Raw genomic sequence first — 15,849 nt, 5'->3', positions numbered from 1 at the left:
CTCAACGTCCTGGTGTCGCTGAGCTTCACCACGGTGCTGTTCGCGATGATCTTCAAGTTCATGCCGAGCACCTCGGTCGCGTGGCGCGACGTGTGGGTGGGCGCCCTCGTCACGGCGGCGCTGTTCGAGCTCGGCAAGCTGTTGATCGGCCTGTACCTTGGCAAGAGCGGCATCACCGAGTCCTTCCAGGCCGCGGGCTCGCTGGTGGTGCTGCTCGCGTGGGTCTACTACGCCGCGCAGATCTTCCTGCTGGGTGCCGAGTTCACCAAGGTCTATGCGCAGGCGCACGGCTCTCTCGCCCCTGCCAACGGCCCGCTCGTCAGCCACCCGGGCCCCGACCCTAGCGGGGCGGGTGGGAGCGGCTGAGCGCCCGATCGACCACCACCCGCGTGCCGGCCCGCCGCGCCAGGATGGCGGATGCGTCATCCAGTGCGCCGATGCCGGCCAGCCCGCCGGTGCGGGTCACGAAATCGCAGGCGGCACGCACCTTCGGTCCCATCGAGCCGGCGGCGAAGTCCATGGCGGCGAGTGCCGGTGGCGCCACGTCGCCCAGCGCGCGCTGGGCCGGTGTGCCCCAGTCGGCGAACACGGCGGGCACGTCGGTGAGCATGAGGAAGGCATCTGCCTGCAGCTCGGCCGCGAGCAGGCCGCTGGCGTGGTCCTTGTCGATGACGGCCTCTACGCCGATGTGCGTGCCGTCCGCCCGGCGCACCACCGGAATGCCGCCGCCGCCCGCGCAGATCACCGTCACGCCCTGTTCGACCAGGAGGCGGATGACCTCGATCTCGAGGATGCGCAGGGGCCTGGGCGACGCCACGACGCGGCGCCAGGCCTGGCCGTCGGGTGCGACAGCCCAGCCGCGCTGCTGCTTCAGCGTGTGGGCCTGCGCTTCGCTGTAGACCGGGCCCACGGGCTTGTCCGGTGCGCCGAACGCGGCGTCGCGCGGGTCCACCTCCACCTGCGTCAACAGCGTGGCAAAACGCGCTGGCGCCGGGTGGGCGTTGTCCAGTTCCTGCTGCAGCACGTAGCCGATCATTCCTTCGGTCTCCGCGCCCAGCACGTCGAGCGGAAACCCGCTCTGTCCGGCGGCCTCGCCCTGCAATGCCAGCAGGCCCACCTGCGGCCCGTTGCCGTGGGTGATGACCAGTTGGTGCCCCTCTTCCATGAGCCGCGCGAGCGCGCGGGCGGCGCGGCGGATGTTGTCTCGCTGCGTCGCTGCGCTCACGGGCTCACCGCGCCGCAGCAGTGCATTGCCCCCCAGTGCGACCACCACGCGCGCCACGTCAGCCGCCCAGCGTGGCGACCAGAACCGCCTTGATCGTGTGCATGCGGTTCTCGGCCTGGTCGAACACGATGGACGCCGGGCTCTCGAAGACCTCCTCGTCCACCTCCATTGCCTTGATGCCGTACAGCTTCTCCATCTGCGCGCCCACTTCCGTCTCGGTGTTGTGAAAAGCGGGCAGGCAGTGCATGAAGCGCACGCGCGGATGGCCGGTCAAGGCCATTGCCCGGGCGTTGACCTGGTACGGCAGCAGCAGGCGGATGCGCTCGGCCCAGACGGATTCGGGCTCGCCCATCGAGACCCAGACGTCGGTGTAGAGAAAGTCGCAGCCCTTCACGCCCTCAGCCAGGTCTTCGGTCAGCAGGATGCGGGCGCCGCTGTCCCGCGCCAGGGCCTTCGCTTCCTGGACGACGGCCTCGTCGGGCCACAAGCTTTGCGGCCCGCACAGGCGCACGTCCATGCCGAGCTTGGCGGCACCCGCCAGCAGCGAGTTGCCCATGTTGTTGCCCGTGTCGCCGAGGAAGCAGAAGGCCACGTCGCGCAGGGGCTTGTCGCAATGCTCCCGCATGGTCATGAAGTCGGCCAGGATCTGCGTCGGGTGAAACTGGTCGGTCAGCCCGTTGTACACGGGTACCCCCGACCATTTCGCCAGCGTGTCGACCACCGACTGTCCGTGGCCCCGGTACTCGATCGCGTCGTAGACGCGGCCCAGCACCCGGGCGGTGTCCTTGATCGATTCCTTGTGGCCGATGTGGCTGCCCGAGGGCCCGAGGTAGGTGACCGTGGCGCCCTGGTCGTGCGCCGCCACCTCGAAGCCAACGCGTGTGCGGGTGGAGTCCTTCTCGAAGATCAGCGCGATCTCCTTGCCACGCAACAGGGGCTGTTCGGTGCCGGTGTACTTGGCCACCTTCAGGTCGGCGGCGAGCTTGAGCAGGAAGCCGATCTCGCCCGCCGAGAAGTCGCTCAGGTTCAGGAAGTTGCGGTTGCGCAGGTTGATGGCCATGGCGTGCCTTTCGTCTTCAGGGCCGCGTTCGGGGCCCGGTCATGCCTCGCGCCACAGCGGGCAGCTCATGCAGTGCGCGCCACCGCGGCCCCGGCCGAGTTCGCCGCCGCGAATGGTGATCACCTCGATGCCGGCCTTGCGCAGCAGGGTGTTGGTGTGGGTGTTGCGGTCGTAGCCGATCACCACGCCGGGTTCGATGGCCAGCACGTTGTTGCCATCGTCCCATTGCTCGCGCGCCTGCTCGTATCCGTCGCCCCCCGTGGGGATGACACGCAGCGCCTTCAGCCCCAGGCATTGCGCCACCACGTCGAACAAGGGCTGCGTCTCGGTGCGGCAGTCGATGCCGCCGCGGTCGTTCGGATAAAGGCTGTGGCACACGATCTGCGCCGCCACCTCGACGAAGCTCGTCACGGTGTCGCGGTCGCAGAACGAGAACACCGTGTCCAGGTGCATGGCGGCGCGCGAGCGCGGCATCTGGCAGGCCACCACGCGCTGCGCGGCACCGGCGGCGAACAGGGCCTGCGCCAGTTGCCCCACCGCCTGCGGCGTGCTGCGTTCGCCCATGCCCACCAGCACCACGCCGTTGCCGATGGGCATGATGTCCCCACCTTCCAGTGTGGCCGGACCATGGTCGATGTCGGGATCGCCCCACCACACCGGGAAACCGGCCTGCGCGAACAATGGGTGGAACCGGTACACGGCAGCCGTCAGCAGGGTCTCCTGCCGGCGGGCTGGCCAGTGCATGGGATTGAGGCTCACGCCGCCGTAGATCCACGCGCTGGTGTCGCGGGTGAACATCAGGTTGGGCAGGGGCGGCAGCACGAAACCGTCGGGGCCGAGGTAGGGACCGAACATGCCCTCGGGTTTGAACGGCAGCTCGTGCACCGCCAGGCCGCCCACCAGGTGGCGCGCGAGCTGGGCGGCGGGCAGTTCCCACAGCCAGCCCTTGAGCTCGTCGAGCATGCCCACGCCCACGTGGTCCGGTGTCACCCGGCGCTGCAGCACCCAGTCGCGTGCCGCGGGCAGCGCAAGGGTTTCGCTCAGCAGCTGGCCCATCTCCAGCACCTCCACGCCGCGGTCCTGCATCTTCGTGACGAAGTCGAAGTGGTCGGTGCGCGCCTGCTGCACCCAGAACACGTCGTCGAACAGCATCGCGTCGCAATTGGCGGGCGTCAGGCGTTCGTGGGCCAGTCCCGGCGAGCCCACGAGCACACGCCGCAGCTTGCCAACCTCGGAATGCACGCCGAAGCGGGTCGCGTCCTCCTGTGGCGCGTGGGGCGCGCGGGACGCCATCACAACAGCACCGCCGCGCTCAGCGAGGCCATGCTGAGCAGGGCCAGCATCAGCATCAGCGGCCAGATGAAGCGCACCCAACGCTGGTACGGCACCCGCCCGATGGCCAGCGCGCCGACCACCACCGCGTACGTGGGCGTGACCAGGTTGGTGATGCCGATCGCGGTCTGGAATGCGGTGACGGCCAGGTCGCGCGGCACGCCGGCGAAGTCCGACAGGGGCGCAAGAATCGGCATGCTCAACACCGCCAGCCCGGAGGTGGACGGCACCAGCAGACTCAGCAGGCCTTCGGTGGCGAAGAGCGCGTTCACGAAGGCCACGTCGGACATGCCGCCGATCCAGCCCTCCAGCGCGTGCAGGATGGTGTCGGTGATCTTCCCCTGGTCCATGATCACCACGATGCCGCGCGCCAGGCCGATCACCAGGGCCACGCCCAACAACTCGCGCGAGCCGTCGACGAAGGCGTTGGTGAAGGGTTTCTCGCCCATCCAGGCCACCAGCCCCACGGCGATGGCCGACGCCAGGAACAGCGCCGACATCTCGGCCATCCACCAGCCGCGCAGGGCCACGCCCCAGACCATGGCGACGAAGGTGGCGCCAAACAGCACGAGGATGATCTGCTGTCGCCCGGTGAGCACCTGGTCGCGATGGCTCTCGCGGTGGCGCAGGAAGTGCGCCTCGTTGTCCGCCTTGAGATCGGCCACCAGCGAGCGGGACGGGTCCTTGCGCACGCGCTCCGCGTAGCGCATCACGTAGGCCACGCAGATCAGCCAACCCAGCGCCAGGATCACCAGGCGCAAGACCATGCCCTGGGTGAACGGGATGCCCGCCGCGTTGGAGGCGATGGCGGTGGAGAAGGGGTTGATGGTGGAGCCGAGAACGCCGATGCCGGCGCCCACCATGATCACGGCCACGCCCGTGAGCGCGTCGTAGCCCACCGCGATCATCAGCGGCAGCAACAGCACGTAGAAGGCCAGCGTTTCTTCCGCCATGCCGTAGGTGGTGCCTCCGGCGGCGAACAGCAGCATCAGCACCGGGATCATCCATTTCTCGCGTCCCTGCATGCGCTGCATGACCCGTTCGATGCCGGTGTTGATGGCGCCGGTGGCGTTGACCACGCCCAGGAAGCCGCCGATGACCAGCACGAACAGCGAGACGTCGATGGCATTGGCCACGCCCGTCGCCTGGTTGTAGAAGCCCGTGATGGGCGCCATCAGCACATCGAGCACTCCCTGTGGTGCGGCATCGACCACCTGATAGGTGCCCGGCACCGGCGCGTCCTTGCCGAGGGCTTCGTTGGCCACGCGCTCGTATTGCCCGGCGGGCAGCACCCAGGTCAGCGCGGCCATCAGAACGATCAGCGCGAACAGGATGGTGTAGGCGGTCGGGAACCGGTCTTGCACGGTGGGCAGAGGGGCGGGTGCCGCGCCCGTCATCGGCTGCGCGTGGTTTGCCATGGTGTTGCCTCCATTGGCGCTGGCACTTCTTCGCGGGATGCAAGGGGTTGGCGCAGCGTCCGGGGCATCTTGGGTCGGCGATGCCGGGAGCGCCTTGACGTCGGTCAAGGACCGTGACGATCGCCGTGGCGCATCCACGCCTGCTTGTTATTGCAAATGCCCTATCATTATCAAAAAATGAAGGAGCATTTGCATGAATCGCCGTCGCGCCGACGCGAAGAAGAACGCCCGCCCATGGCCGGGCGCCACGCCCTGGTTCGCCGCCGTGCTGTGGGGCTGCACCGCCGCTGGTGCACCGGCGTCGGCCCAAGAGGCCGCAGCGGCGCTTGAAGCGGTGACCGTGACCGGCACCCGGGAACGGGCTTACCGCGCCGTCGTGGCGCCCACGGCGAACAAGAGCGACACGGCGGTGAAGGGAACGCCGTTCTCCATCCAGACCGTCACGCGCGAACTGATCGAGGACCGCGGCGTCACCACCTTCGGCGAGGCGGTTCGCACGGTGCCCGGCCTGACACCACAGGTGGGCTGGGGCGGCAGCAACGACCGCTTTCGCCTGCGCGGCTTCGCCACCTCGGCGAACCTGAAGAACGGCTTTCGGCGCAGCGTGTTCGCACCCGTGGATGAGCTCGTCAACATCGAACAGATCGAGGTGCTCAAAGGGCCGGCCTCGGCCCTCTACGGCCGCTTCGAACCCGGCGGCGTGGTCAACCTGGTGACGAAGAAGCCCTTGGCGCAGGCGCGCACCCGTTGGGACCTGACGGTGGGCAGCGAAGATTTCCATCGCGCCACGGTCGACAGCACCGGCCCCTTGAGCGACACGCTCAGCTACCGCCTCACCGGCGCCTGGCAGGACAACGGGAGCTTCCGCGACTTCGTGGACGCACGAACCGCCTTCGTCTCGCCGGTGTTCCAGTGGACATCGGGCGCCCACACCAGGCTCACCGCCGAACTCGAACTCGGCCGGCGCCAGTCGGCGTTCGACCGCGGCTTCGGCAACAGCCCGCTGTTCCTGCAGGTGCCGATCCACACCAACTACGCCGAGCCCGATGCTCGCCTGAAGAACGACAGCGCGCTGGGCTCGCTGGTGCTGGAGCATCGGCTCGGCAACGGCTGGGACTTGCGGGCCGGGCTGCAGACGTCATACGCCAAGACCGACGCTCTCTGGTATCCCTACGGCTTTCCTCCGCTCAGCGGCGTCGGCACACCCAAGCCGCACGTCAATCGGCGCCTGCAGCGCAGCATCGACGAGCAGACCGACACCACCGTGATGGCCGAGGTGTCGCGTCGCCTCGAAGCCGGCGGCATGCGCCACCGCCTGCTGTTCGGTGCCGACGCGAACCGGGACGAGTGGGACTTCACCGCCGACGCCAACATCGGGCCGCTGGGCTTTCCGACGAACCTGCCCATCGATCTGTTCAACCCGGTGCACGGGACCACGGTCGCGGGGCCGCTGCTGCCCTACGACGCGTCCAACTACAGAAGCCGAAGCATGGGCCTGTACGTCCAGGACGAGATGGAGATCCATGCGCAATGGCGCCTGCTGGCGGGCCTGCGCTACGACCGCTCCCGCTCGCTGGCCAAGGCACAGTACCTGCCGGTCCAGGACACGCTGTCGCGCACGGACGATGCGGTCTCGCCGCGCCTGGGCCTGACATGGACACCGATCGACGCGGTCTCCGTCTACGCCAGTTGGTCCAAGTCCTTCCTGACCGAACCCTTCAGCGGCATGCTGCGCGGTGGCGAACTGCCCGCCCCCTCGCGCGGGCTGCAGTACGAGGTCGGCACCAAGTGGAGCCTGCTGGACGGGCGCCTGGAGCCCACGCTGGCCGTCTTCGACATCCGTCGCCGCAACGGCACCGTGTCCGACCCCGACGACTTCAACTACGTCATCCAGGTGGGCGAGCAGCGCAGCCGCGGCTGGGAACTCGACGTGCCCTTCAGCGCATCGCCCCAGTGGCGCCTGCTGGCGAGCTACACGCAGATGAAAGCGGAGATCAGCCGCGACAGCGACCCGGCGATGGTGGGCAAGCGGCTGGCCAACGCGCCGCGGCGCAGCGCGAGCTTCTGGTCCACCTACGATTTCCGCGGGGCCGCTTCCGGTTTGAGTGCGGGCCTGGGCGCCACCTACGTCGGCGCGCGCCAGGCCAACTCGGGCAACACCTTCGAGTTGCCCTCCTATGTGCGCTGGGACGCCAACCTCGCCTACCGCTTCGGTCCCGCGCAACGCCACCGGCTGCAACTCACGGTGCTGAACATGGGCGACAAGCGCTACTACGACTCCGGCGGTGCCTTTGTGCCCACGTTCCCCGGTGCGCCGCGCAGCCTCATGGCCAGTTTCAGCACGGCCCTCTGATGGGCCTGCTGGCGCGCGGCCTGGTGGCCGGCTATCGCGGGGCACCGCTGTTGGGCCCGCTGGACCTGAGCGTGCCGGATGGCCGCTTCGTCTGCCTCATCGGGGCCAACGGGGCGGGCAAGTCCACGCTCATTCGCACCCTGTGCGCCATGCAGCCCGCCCTCGCGGGCGAGGTGCTCATCGATGGCGCGCCCTTGACGCGCATGACGGCCAGGGAATGTGCCCGCGCGCTGTCCGTCGTGCTGACCGATCGTGTGCAGGTGGCGTTGATGACGGGTCGCGAGTTGGCCAGCCTGGGACGCTATCCACACGTGGGCTGGCGCGGCCGTCTCGATGCGCACGACCACGCGCTCGTGGGCGCGGCGCTGGAGCAAGCGGGCGCCACGCCGTTGGCAGACCGCCTGGTGTCCGAGATGTCCGATGGCGAACGCCAGAAGGTGCTGATCGCACGCGCACTCGCCCAGCAGCCCCGGCTGCTGGTGCTGGACGAGGCGACGGCCTTTCTTGATCTGCCGCGCCGGGTCGAGACCATGCAGCTCCTTCGCGATCTGGCGCGCCAGCACCGGCTCGCGGTGCTGCTGTCCTCGCACGACCTGGAGCTGGCCATGCGCTACGCCGATGCCCTGTGGGTGATCGACCCACAGCGCCACCTGCACGCGGGAGCGCCCGAGGACCTGGCCCTCAACGGCGTGCTGAGCGCCACCTTCGCCGCCGATGGCCTGGCCTTCGATCTGGAGCGCGGCGAACTCGTGGTGGGCGGGGGCGGGCGCGCGCCCATGCGGCTCGTGGGTGACGGTGTGCGCGCCACCTGGGCGAAGCGGGCCTTGGAGCGCGCAGGCTTCGTGATTCGCTGCGATGCACCGGACGCGGTGCACGTCTTGGCCACGGGGTATGCCTGGGTGCCCGCCCAAGGGCCGCACCGGCCTGTCGAGACCCTGCACGCCCTGGTGGAGCAACTCCTGGCCGGGGAGTCGTCGCCGCAGCAGGCCGTCGCATGAGGCCAGGGCTTCTGCGGGCGTGCGCGTATGGGCCGCTGGTCCTGCTGGCCCTGGTTGGCTGCATGCAGGTCTCGCCGCCCGCGCGCCAGCCCTGGCCCGCCGTTGCGCTCGGCGCCGTGGGGCCCGCAGCCAACCTGGACACGAACTGCGTGGCGGATCACCGGGCCGGCGTGGACTACTTTCCACAGAAGACCGCGTTCAGCCATTCCGCCCAGTTGCAGGTCAGCTATGGCGCGCACTTCAAGCGGGTGCGGTTCACCCCCACGGTCGCCACGGGTGAGGTGCTGGAGTTCCTGCTCGTGCAGTGCGGCACCCCCGTGCCGGCGCATGGGCCGCATGTGCCGGTCATCCAGGTGCCGATCCAGCGCCTGGTCACCGGCAACTCCGCCATGCTGGGCGCCCTGGATGAACTGGGGCTCGTGGACCGGCTCTTCGGCGCCGAGAGCACCCGCAGCGTCACCGTTCCCTCGGTGCGGCGGCGCATCGAACAGGGCCTGGTGCACGACATGTGGGGCTACGGCCATGCGTCCATCGAGCCCGTGATGGCCGTGCAGCCCGACGTCTATCTCACGTTCTACTCCGCGTATCCGCAGGGCAACATGCACCCGCGTCTGTGGGAGCTGGGCGTGCGCGCCATCCCGCAGGCCGATCATCACGAGCTGCACCCCCTCGGCCGCGCCGAATGGCTGAAGCTGCTGGCCCTGCTGACGAATCGGGAGGCCCGTGGCAACGCGCTGTTCGACGGTATCGTGGCGCGCTACGAACACTGGAAAGCCATCGCGGCGCAGGCCCGCTTCCGCCCGCGCGTGATGTCGGGCTTTGCCGCGGGTCGCGACACCGTCGAGACGTTTGGCGGACGCAACCAGCGCGCGCGGCTGATCCACGATGCGGGTGGCGAGTACGTCCTTGCCGACGATCACCGGGCGGGCAGCCTGGTCTTCGAACCGTTCGAGCGCGTCTACGCCAAGGGCGCGGACGCCCCGGTGTGGCTGGGCACGCTCGGCGGCCGGGCCGACCGCCAACAGCTGGTCGCGGCCAATGCGCTTCACGGGTGGTTCTCGGCCACGCGAACGGGCCGCGTCTACGCCTGGGACCGCGGCTACACCGGGGCGTGGGCACACCCCCACCAGGACCAGAGCATGAGCCGCCCCGACGTCCTGCTGGCGGAGGCCATCTCGGTGCTGCATCCGCCACTCATGCCGCCGCCGGCATCGCTGCAATTCCTTCGCCAACTGCCATGAGCACCCTTGACCCGGCCGCCGCGCCGCCCACCCCGAGCGCCGCCACCCGGCACGCTCGCGCACCGGTCGCGTACGCCGTCCTGGTGTGCCTCCTGGGCGCGCTTTTCCTGGCGGAGCTCTCGCTGGGCTCGGTGGCGATCCCCGTGGGCGCAGTGGCCGACATGCTGCTCTCGGGATCGCCCGGCCCGTCGGTGTGGCGCGACATCGTGATGGGCTTTCGCCTGCCGCGCGCGCTCAATGCCCTGTGCTCGGGGGCGGCCCTGGGGGTCGCCGGCTTGTTGTTGCAGACACTGTTTCGCAATCCACTGGCCGATCCCTTCGTTCTGGGCATCGTCCACGGGGCGCGCCTGGGCAGCGCGGTGCTCGTGGCCTTCGCGGGCCTGGCCGGCAACGCCTTTCTGCTGCGCTTCGGCCTCATGGGCGACGTCGGCCTGGCCGTCGCGTCGGTCGCCGGATCGGCCGCGGTGCTGGCGCTGCTGGCGGCCCTCTCGCGCCATGTGGGCACCGTCACGCTGCTGATCGTCGGGCTCATGCTGGGCTATCTGTGCGTCGGCCTCATCAGCGTGCTGATGCATTTCATCGACGAGACACAGGCGCGTGCGTTCAAGGCCTGGGACGACGCCAGCTTCGCCGGCGCCACCTGGCAGCAACTGCGCATCCTCTTGCCCGGCATCGGGCTGGGGCTGCTGGCCTGCGCCTTCCTGGTCAAGCCGCTCAATGGCCTGCTGCTGGGGGAACGCTACGCTGCGTCCATGGGCATTCCCGTCGCACGGGTCAAGCGCCTGGCCCTGTTCGCGACGGCGTGGTTGAGCGGCCTGGTGTCGGCCTTTTGCGGCCCGGTCGCTTTCCTGGGTCTGGTGGCCGCGCAAGTGGCGCGCGCGCTGATGCGTTCAGCCGACCACCGACGCCTGCTGCCCGCCGCGGGCCTGCTTGGGGCTGTCCTCGGCCTGGCCGCGGATCTGGTGCTGCACCTGCCCTGGAGCCGGCACGTGTTCCACCTCAACGCGGTCATCGGGCTGGTGGGAGCCCCCCTGGCCCTTTACCTGCTGTACCGAACCCGCTCGCTGCATCAGGCCGAGTGAGCGGGCCATGCCGCCGCCAAGGCGAACCGGATCGGCTCACGCCCGGCAATCACTGCACCGCCCATACAGCGTCAACTCGTGGCGCTCGACCGTGAATCCGGCCGGTGTCAGGCGGCCCAGATGGCCGGGGCAACCGGGGACGTCGAAGACCCGCTTGCACCGCTCGCACTGAAAGTGGTGGTGATGGCCTCGGCGTGCGATTTCGTACCGCGCGTTCTCACCGGGAAGGACAACCGGTTCGAGTTCTTGCGCCTCGAGCATCAACTTCAGGTTGCGGTAGACGGTGGCGATGCCCAGGCCCGGTACCTCGGCCTGCGCCAACTCGCAGATCTCCTGGGGCAGCAAGGGGCGCTGCGCCGCTTCGATGACCGAACGCATCGCGGCTCGCTGACGGGTAGCGCGTTCTTGAGACATGTCTCGACTGCCAACTGCTGGCTGGATGAAGCGCCGGATTTTCGCATGCGGGCTCTTCGTTTCGCTCCTTGCGGGGAAAGCTGGATGGGTCCTGCGGGGACTGTTCCAGCTGCGGTGCGCGGGCCACTGTCGTCGTTACAACTCTGCCGGCACAAGAGCAAAAACCGCACGCGAGCGCCTGTTCGGCTATCACACCTGACTGACTCGCGCACCTATGCTCGATTCACCATGAAGCTTCAACACAAGGCCTGGGTGATGGTGGGCCTGACCATCTGCCTGCTGAGCCTGTCCTCGGTGTTCGTCTCTCAGCATTCCATCCTCGCCTCCTTTGACGAGCTGGAGGCGAGGCAGTCGCACGTTGAAAGCGAGCGAGCGAGGCGGCTGCTGGCTCAGCAGCTGGAAGGATTGACCGCCACGCTCATGGACTACGCGTACTGGAACGAGACGGTCGAGTTCATCGGCGGCCGACGGCCCGAGCACTTCACCGAGAACTTCGGCACCGACAACATGAGGTACCTGGGCATCTCCCAGGTGCTGGTGCTCGATCCGCTCGGCCGCCCGGTGGCCAGCGCGGAGTTGACGCCGGAGCCGGCCTTGCGTCCGATGTCGCCGGCCATGGAGCAGACGCTGCGCAGCCTGGCGGTTCCGGTGCTCTCCGATGTGACCAGCAAGACCGTTGTGCGCACCTACCACCGCGTCAACGACGCCTTGTACCTGGTGTCGATCGCGGCGGTGCGCGATCAGGCGCAGCCCATCGCCGTTCCCAAGGGGGCACTGGCCGCCGTTCGCCGGTTCGATGAAACCGAACTGGCGCGATTCAGCGACATCCTCATGCATCCGGTGCGTCTGGCGTTTGCCCAACCCTCAGCGGGCCGACAGGCCCCCATCGAACAGGACCACCACCGCGCCATCCTCGAGTCGAGTGCCCTGATCGTCAACAGCGACGGGCAGGCCGTTGCCGAGCTGATCCTCGAGCTCAAGCGGGACCTGCACGAGGAAGGCCATGCCGTGGCGTTCGCGGCGGCGGCTCAAGTGGCGCTGGCCTGCCTGGCCGTGGGCGCCTTGCTGCTCGTCCTGCTGGATCGACTGGTGTTGAGGCGCCTGCAGAGGACGCACCGGGAGTTGGGCGAAATCACCGGACGGGGCCTGGACAGCGACGAGCAGTTGTCGGTCAAGGGCTCGGACGAGCTGGCCGACCTGGCGCATGGCATCAATCGGCTGCTGGTGAAGCTGCGTGACGACGCCGAGCAACAGCGCCAGGCGCACGCCCGGCAAGAGGCCTTGAACCAGCAACTGATCCAGAGCCAGAAGGCGGAAGCGATCGGGCGCTTCACCAGCGGCATCGCGCACGATTTCAACAATTCCATCGTGGCCATCTCCGGCTGCATCCAGCTGGCATGCGAAGACCTCGAGGCGCACCATCCGAGCGCCACGTGCCTGCAGGAGGCGCTCAAATCTGTTCGCTACGCCGATGGGCTGGTGAAGCAGCTCCTGTCCTTCAGCCGGCAGTCCCCCTCGCGAATGGAGCACTTGCGCCTGGGCGAGCTGGTCAACGAGACGAGCGTCCTGGTCTCGCTGGGGCTGATGAAGCGATGCGCGCTCAAACTGAATCTCCTCACGGCGCACGACTGGGTCATCGCGGACCCGACGCAGATGAAGCAGGTGGTCGTCAACCTCCTCATCAATGCCTGCGATGCGATGAGTGGTCAGGGAACGGTGTCCCTCACGCTGGAGGAACAGACCCTGCCGTTGGCCGATGGCAGCGAAGCCGTCGGTTCGTTGGCCGACTTGCCGGCGGGTGACTACCTGGCGCTCTCGGTGCAGGACGAAGGACCCGGCATCGCGCCCGAACACCTGCACCGCATCTTCGAGCCCTTCTTCACCACCAAGGCACTGGACAAGGGCACCGGCCTTGGACTTCCGATCGTGCAAGGCATCATGAACGCGCACGGCGGCGCGGTTCGGGTCATCAGCCAACGGGGGCGGGGGGCGTGTTTCAGGCTCTACCTGCCCCTGGCGCAGGCGCCGGAGATGCACGACACCAGCCGTCAGCGAGAGTTCATCGCGCTCGCCGAGGAAGACGCCAAGACCTGAGTCGGCGCCGGCGCAGCGAGGCCAACAAAAAAGCCCTGCGCGGCAGGGGCTCGAGATTCGCTGGCGCGGGGTTCATTGCCCGGTAAGCCCTGCGGCCTGAATGACATCGGCAAGCTTCCTCACGTCACCCTCCAGCCAGCGCCGAGCCCCCGCCGCGTCCACGAACCGGGGCTGCACCTCCAGCTCGTTCAGACTTTTCATCACCAGAGGGTCGTCCATCGCGGCGCGCACGGCTTCTTCCAGTTTACGAAGCACAGGCCTGGGCGTGGCGGCCGGTGCCGAGATGGTGACGACCTGGTCGTTGCCGTCGAGTTCGCCATAACCTTGCTCGCCGGTGGTGCCCACGTTGGGCATCATCGGCAGCCGGGTGCCGCGCTGCATGGCAATGACGCGCAGGCCCGCGCCGTCGGTGTTTTTCACCAGCGCGCTGTAAGGCAGCACGCAGGCGTCCACGTCGCCCGCCTTGATGGCCAGCATGGCGGGTGCGACGCCGTTGTACGGCACGTGCGTGATGTTGAACTTCGCACCGGGGTGCTTTTTCTGCACCGCGAAGCGGAGCATCTCCAGCTGCAGATGGTTCATCCCATTGACGCCCGTGGAGCAGAAGTTCAGGCCATTGGGCTTCTTCGCGGCCAGCTCGACGAGCTCGGACAGGCTCTTGGCGGGCGTTGCATCGCTGACCGCGAACAGCGAGGTGTAGACGCCCACGCCGGCGATGGGCGCGTAGTCCTTGAGCTGGAAGTCGTGGCCACGCACGAGCAAGTGGGCGATCCCGAAGGCTGAACTGGAGGTGATGAACAGGGTGAGCCCATCGGGCTTCGCGGTGGCCAGTGCGCGCGCCGCCACGGCACTGCCCGCGCCGGGTCGGTTGGCTATCACCACCGGCTGGCCCAGGATGTCCTTGAGCTTGTTGCCCAGCACGCGCGCCGTAGCGTCCAGGCTGCCGCCGGGGGCGAACGGCACCAGCAGGGTGATCGGTCCTTGCGGGTAGGCCGCTTCGCTCGACTGAGCGATAGCGGGGCCGGACAGGGTGCCGACTGTCAGGCCGGCCAGAGCGAGTGCGCGGGCACGGCGCACGAGGGCGCGAAAGGGGATGGCCATGTTTGTCTCCGGTGGAATGTTTGTTGGGGGCGTCAGGCGGGCGGATTCACTTGGCCACAGGCGACACTTCGCGCGGGCGGGCCGTGGCCATGAGCTCGTCCGATTGCTCGGGATCGAGGTCGTGCGGCAGCACCGTCTGCGTGGCGCGCACGCGGTAGAGGTGCGGCGCGGTCGAGCCTTCGGGGCGCACGCCGCGCTCGGCGCAGGCGCTCGCGGCGTCGATCAGCGCGCGGCGCATGGCGACCACCGCGCGGTCGCTGCTGCCCAGGTGCTCGCGCGTGCGGTCGGCGATGGGCCCGGCGGTCTCGGCCACCATCGCGTCCTGCGCGCGCACGCCGGCGATGCCGGTGAAGGAATGCGTCTTCTGCAGCGCGCGGTCGATCAGGTAGTCGTTGTCCAGCCGCTCGGTGGGCAGGGTGGTGCCCGGCACCACGCGGCGGTGCGAGTTGTCGCCGTTGATCCAGGCGGCCAGTTCATCCTCGCCCAGCGGCCGGTCCGGGCGGAAGGTGGCGCACAGCACCCAGCAGCGCTCATCCGTCATGGGCACCCACATGCGCACCAGTTGCGCGTCGTTCGGGTGCGGCGGAATCATGGTGTAGAAGGGCAGCAGGAACTGGTTCAGGCGCCAGTAGCGCCGCTCGGCGTCCACCCGCCGCCCGTTGCAGGCCATGAAGCCCGAGGGCGTGGGCAGGACCTTCCACACGGGGGCCGTGTCGTTGGTGAAGAATCGACCGGTCAGTTTCTGGTCGTCCTCGTCGTTGCGCTTCACCAGGCGGTGCAGGAACCCGACGTGCGCGCTGTCGAGCTCGCCCTCCATGGCCTGCGCGTAGTTGCAGTCCTGCTCCCAGCGCGAGACGTAGACGTGCGAGGACGGCAGGCCCAGCCATTCGAAGTCCGGCAGCGGCGGTGCCTCGCCTTCGCCCATGTACACCCACAGCACGCCACCCGCCACGCGGCTGGGGTAGGCGCGGGCGCGCATCTTGGCGCACATGGGGCTGCCGGCGGGCTCCGTGGGCAGCTCCATGCACTGGCCATTCACGTCGAACTTCCAGCCGTGGTACACGCAGCGGATGCCGCCTTCTTCGTTGCGACCGAAGAACAGGCTCGCGCCGCGGTGCGGGCAGTGCTCGTCCATCACGCCGATGCGGCCCTGGCTGTCGCGGAACACCACCAGGGCCTCGCCCAGCAGGCGAAGGCGCACCGGTGGCTCATCGGCCGGGGGCAGCTCGCGCTCGGTCATCGCGGGTGTCCAGAAGGAACGCATCAATCGGCCTATGGGCGTGCCGGGACCGGTGCGCGTGAGGAGGTCGTTGTTCTCTTTGCTCAGCATGGTGTCGGGAGGGAAAGACGCCGCCGCGTGGCGGCAGGGAAGCCGGTCAGTCGACCGTCACGCCGGCGGCCTTGATCACGGGCGCCCACTTGGCGATGTCGGCGCGGATGCGCTCGGCGTAGGCCTGCGGCGTGGAGCCCACCGGGTCCAGGCCCATGGCCAGCAGCTTGGCGCCGAAATCGGGCGAGCGCACCGCCTGCA

General features: G+C 68.7%; 13 protein-coding genes. 6 read left to right on the top strand and 7 right to left on the bottom strand.

The genetic code is table 11. The features are described 5' to 3' along the window. The coding region (locus tag VLG41_RS08490; protein WP_325348961.1) for a YihY/virulence factor BrkB family protein at positions 1–366 on the top strand (366 nt) is incomplete at its 5' end. Here the strand turns inward: VLG41_RS08490 and arcC are convergent. The 4 genes from arcC to VLG41_RS08470 are packed head-to-tail and all read right to left on the bottom strand — an operon-like array spanning position 341 to position 5,035. Beyond that, the gene (gene arcC, locus VLG41_RS08485) at positions 341–1,282 is read right to left on the bottom strand and encodes a carbamate kinase (RefSeq protein ID WP_325348960.1); all 942 of its coding nucleotides are present in this window, start codon (positions 1,280–1,282) and stop codon (positions 341–343) included. The genes VLG41_RS08490 and arcC overlap by 26 nt on opposite strands. A gap of 1 nt (position 1,283) precedes the next feature. Further along, positions 1,284–2,285, bottom strand: coding sequence for an ornithine carbamoyltransferase (gene argF / locus VLG41_RS08480; RefSeq protein ID WP_325348959.1), 1,002 nt, complete (start codon positions 2,283–2,285; stop codon positions 1,284–1,286). 39 nt (positions 2,286–2,324) lie between these two features. After that, complete coding sequence (locus VLG41_RS08475; RefSeq protein WP_325348958.1) at positions 2,325–3,578, bottom strand: arginine deiminase; 1,254 nt, start codon at positions 3,576–3,578, stop codon at positions 2,325–2,327. Then, positions 3,578–5,035, bottom strand: coding sequence for a YfcC family protein (locus tag VLG41_RS08470; RefSeq protein WP_325348957.1), 1,458 nt, complete (start codon positions 5,033–5,035; stop codon positions 3,578–3,580). Before VLG41_RS08470 ends, VLG41_RS08475 begins: the two co-directional genes overlap by 1 nt. Before the next feature lie 193 nt (positions 5,036–5,228). On the opposite strand from VLG41_RS08470, the gene VLG41_RS08465 reads away from it, so the two are divergent. From VLG41_RS08465 to VLG41_RS08450, 4 genes are all read left to right on the top strand, one after another. Beyond that, positions 5,229–7,388 carry a TonB-dependent siderophore receptor gene (locus VLG41_RS08465; protein ID WP_325348956.1) on the top strand — a complete coding sequence of 720 codons (2,160 nt, stop codon included), beginning with the start codon at positions 5,229–5,231 and terminating at the stop codon, positions 7,386–7,388. Then, on the top strand, positions 7,388–8,386 hold the full coding sequence (locus VLG41_RS08460) for an ABC transporter ATP-binding protein (RefSeq protein ID WP_325348955.1): 999 nt from the start codon (positions 7,388–7,390) through the stop codon (positions 8,384–8,386). The genes VLG41_RS08465 and VLG41_RS08460 overlap by 1 nt, the downstream gene beginning before the upstream one ends. Before the next feature lie 62 nt (positions 8,387–8,448). Beyond that, positions 8,449–9,627 carry an ABC transporter substrate-binding protein gene (locus tag VLG41_RS08455; RefSeq protein ID WP_325348954.1) on the top strand — a complete coding sequence of 393 codons (1,179 nt, stop codon included), beginning with the start codon at positions 8,449–8,451 and terminating at the stop codon, positions 9,625–9,627. Then, positions 9,624–10,709 (top strand): iron ABC transporter permease, encoded by a 1,086-nt coding sequence (locus tag VLG41_RS08450; RefSeq protein WP_325348953.1) that lies wholly within the window; start codon positions 9,624–9,626, stop codon positions 10,707–10,709. The genes VLG41_RS08455 and VLG41_RS08450 overlap by 4 nt, the downstream gene beginning before the upstream one ends. Before the next feature lie 36 nt (positions 10,710–10,745). On the opposite strand, the gene VLG41_RS08445 is transcribed toward VLG41_RS08450, so the two are convergent. Continuing rightward, a complete protein-coding gene (locus tag VLG41_RS08445) occupies positions 10,746–11,123 on the bottom strand; it encodes a transcriptional repressor (RefSeq protein ID WP_325348952.1) in 378 nt (125 codons plus the stop codon). A 255-nt stretch (positions 11,124–11,378) separates the two neighbouring features. Between VLG41_RS08445 and VLG41_RS08440 the strand changes: the two genes are divergently transcribed. After that, on the top strand, positions 11,379–13,217 hold the full coding sequence (locus tag VLG41_RS08440) for an ATP-binding protein (RefSeq protein ID WP_325348951.1): 1,839 nt from the start codon (positions 11,379–11,381) through the stop codon (positions 13,215–13,217). 72 nt (positions 13,218–13,289) lie between these two features. Here the strand turns inward: VLG41_RS08440 and VLG41_RS08435 are convergent, their stop codons facing one another. Both VLG41_RS08435 and VLG41_RS08430 read right to left on the bottom strand, forming a co-directional pair. Then, positions 13,290–14,318, bottom strand: coding sequence for a tripartite tricarboxylate transporter substrate binding protein (locus tag VLG41_RS08435; protein ID WP_325348950.1), 1,029 nt, complete (start codon positions 14,316–14,318; stop codon positions 13,290–13,292). A 46-nt stretch (positions 14,319–14,364) separates the two neighbouring features. After that, positions 14,365–15,648, bottom strand: a complete 1,284-nt coding sequence (locus VLG41_RS08430; RefSeq protein ID WP_325348949.1) for a Rieske 2Fe-2S domain-containing protein — start codon at positions 15,646–15,648, stop codon at positions 14,365–14,367. Positions 15,649–15,849 lie beyond the last annotated feature (201 nt).

The organism is Hydrogenophaga sp. (genome assembly GCF_035481345.1).
GTDB lineage: Bacteria > Pseudomonadota > Gammaproteobacteria > Burkholderiales > Burkholderiaceae_C > Hydrogenophaga.
This window is presented reverse-complemented; position numbering and strand designations above follow the sequence as displayed.

What these genes read in the sequence shown, in the direction of transcription:
- argF (WP_325348959.1), bottom strand. Translation starts at nt 2,285, where the DNA reads ATGGCCATCAACCTGCGCAACCGCAACTTCCTGAACCTGAGCGACTTC.
- VLG41_RS08475 (WP_325348958.1), bottom strand. Translation starts at nt 3,578, where the DNA reads ATGGCGTCCCGCGCGCCCCACGCGCCACAGGAGGACGCGACCCGCTTC.
- VLG41_RS08470 (WP_325348957.1), bottom strand. Translation starts at nt 5,035, where the DNA reads ATGGCAAACCACGCGCAGCCGATGACGGGCGCGGCACCCGCCCCTCTG.
- VLG41_RS08465 (WP_325348956.1), top strand. Translation starts at nt 5,229, where the DNA reads ATGAATCGCCGTCGCGCCGACGCGAAGAAGAACGCCCGCCCATGGCCG.
- VLG41_RS08460 (WP_325348955.1), top strand. Translation starts at nt 7,388, where the DNA reads ATGGGCCTGCTGGCGCGCGGCCTGGTGGCCGGCTATCGCGGGGCACCG.
- VLG41_RS08455 (WP_325348954.1), top strand. Translation starts at nt 8,449, where the DNA reads ATGCAGGTCTCGCCGCCCGCGCGCCAGCCCTGGCCCGCCGTTGCGCTC.
- VLG41_RS08450 (WP_325348953.1), top strand. Translation starts at nt 9,624, where the DNA reads ATGAGCACCCTTGACCCGGCCGCCGCGCCGCCCACCCCGAGCGCCGCC.
- VLG41_RS08445 (WP_325348952.1), bottom strand. Translation starts at nt 11,123, where the DNA reads ATGTCTCAAGAACGCGCTACCCGTCAGCGAGCCGCGATGCGTTCGGTC.
- VLG41_RS08440 (WP_325348951.1), top strand. Translation starts at nt 11,379, where the DNA reads ATGGTGGGCCTGACCATCTGCCTGCTGAGCCTGTCCTCGGTGTTCGTC.
- VLG41_RS08435 (WP_325348950.1), bottom strand. Translation starts at nt 14,318, where the DNA reads ATGGCCATCCCCTTTCGCGCCCTCGTGCGCCGTGCCCGCGCACTCGCT.
- VLG41_RS08430 (WP_325348949.1), bottom strand. Translation starts at nt 15,648, where the DNA reads ATGCTGAGCAAAGAGAACAACGACCTCCTCACGCGCACCGGTCCCGGC.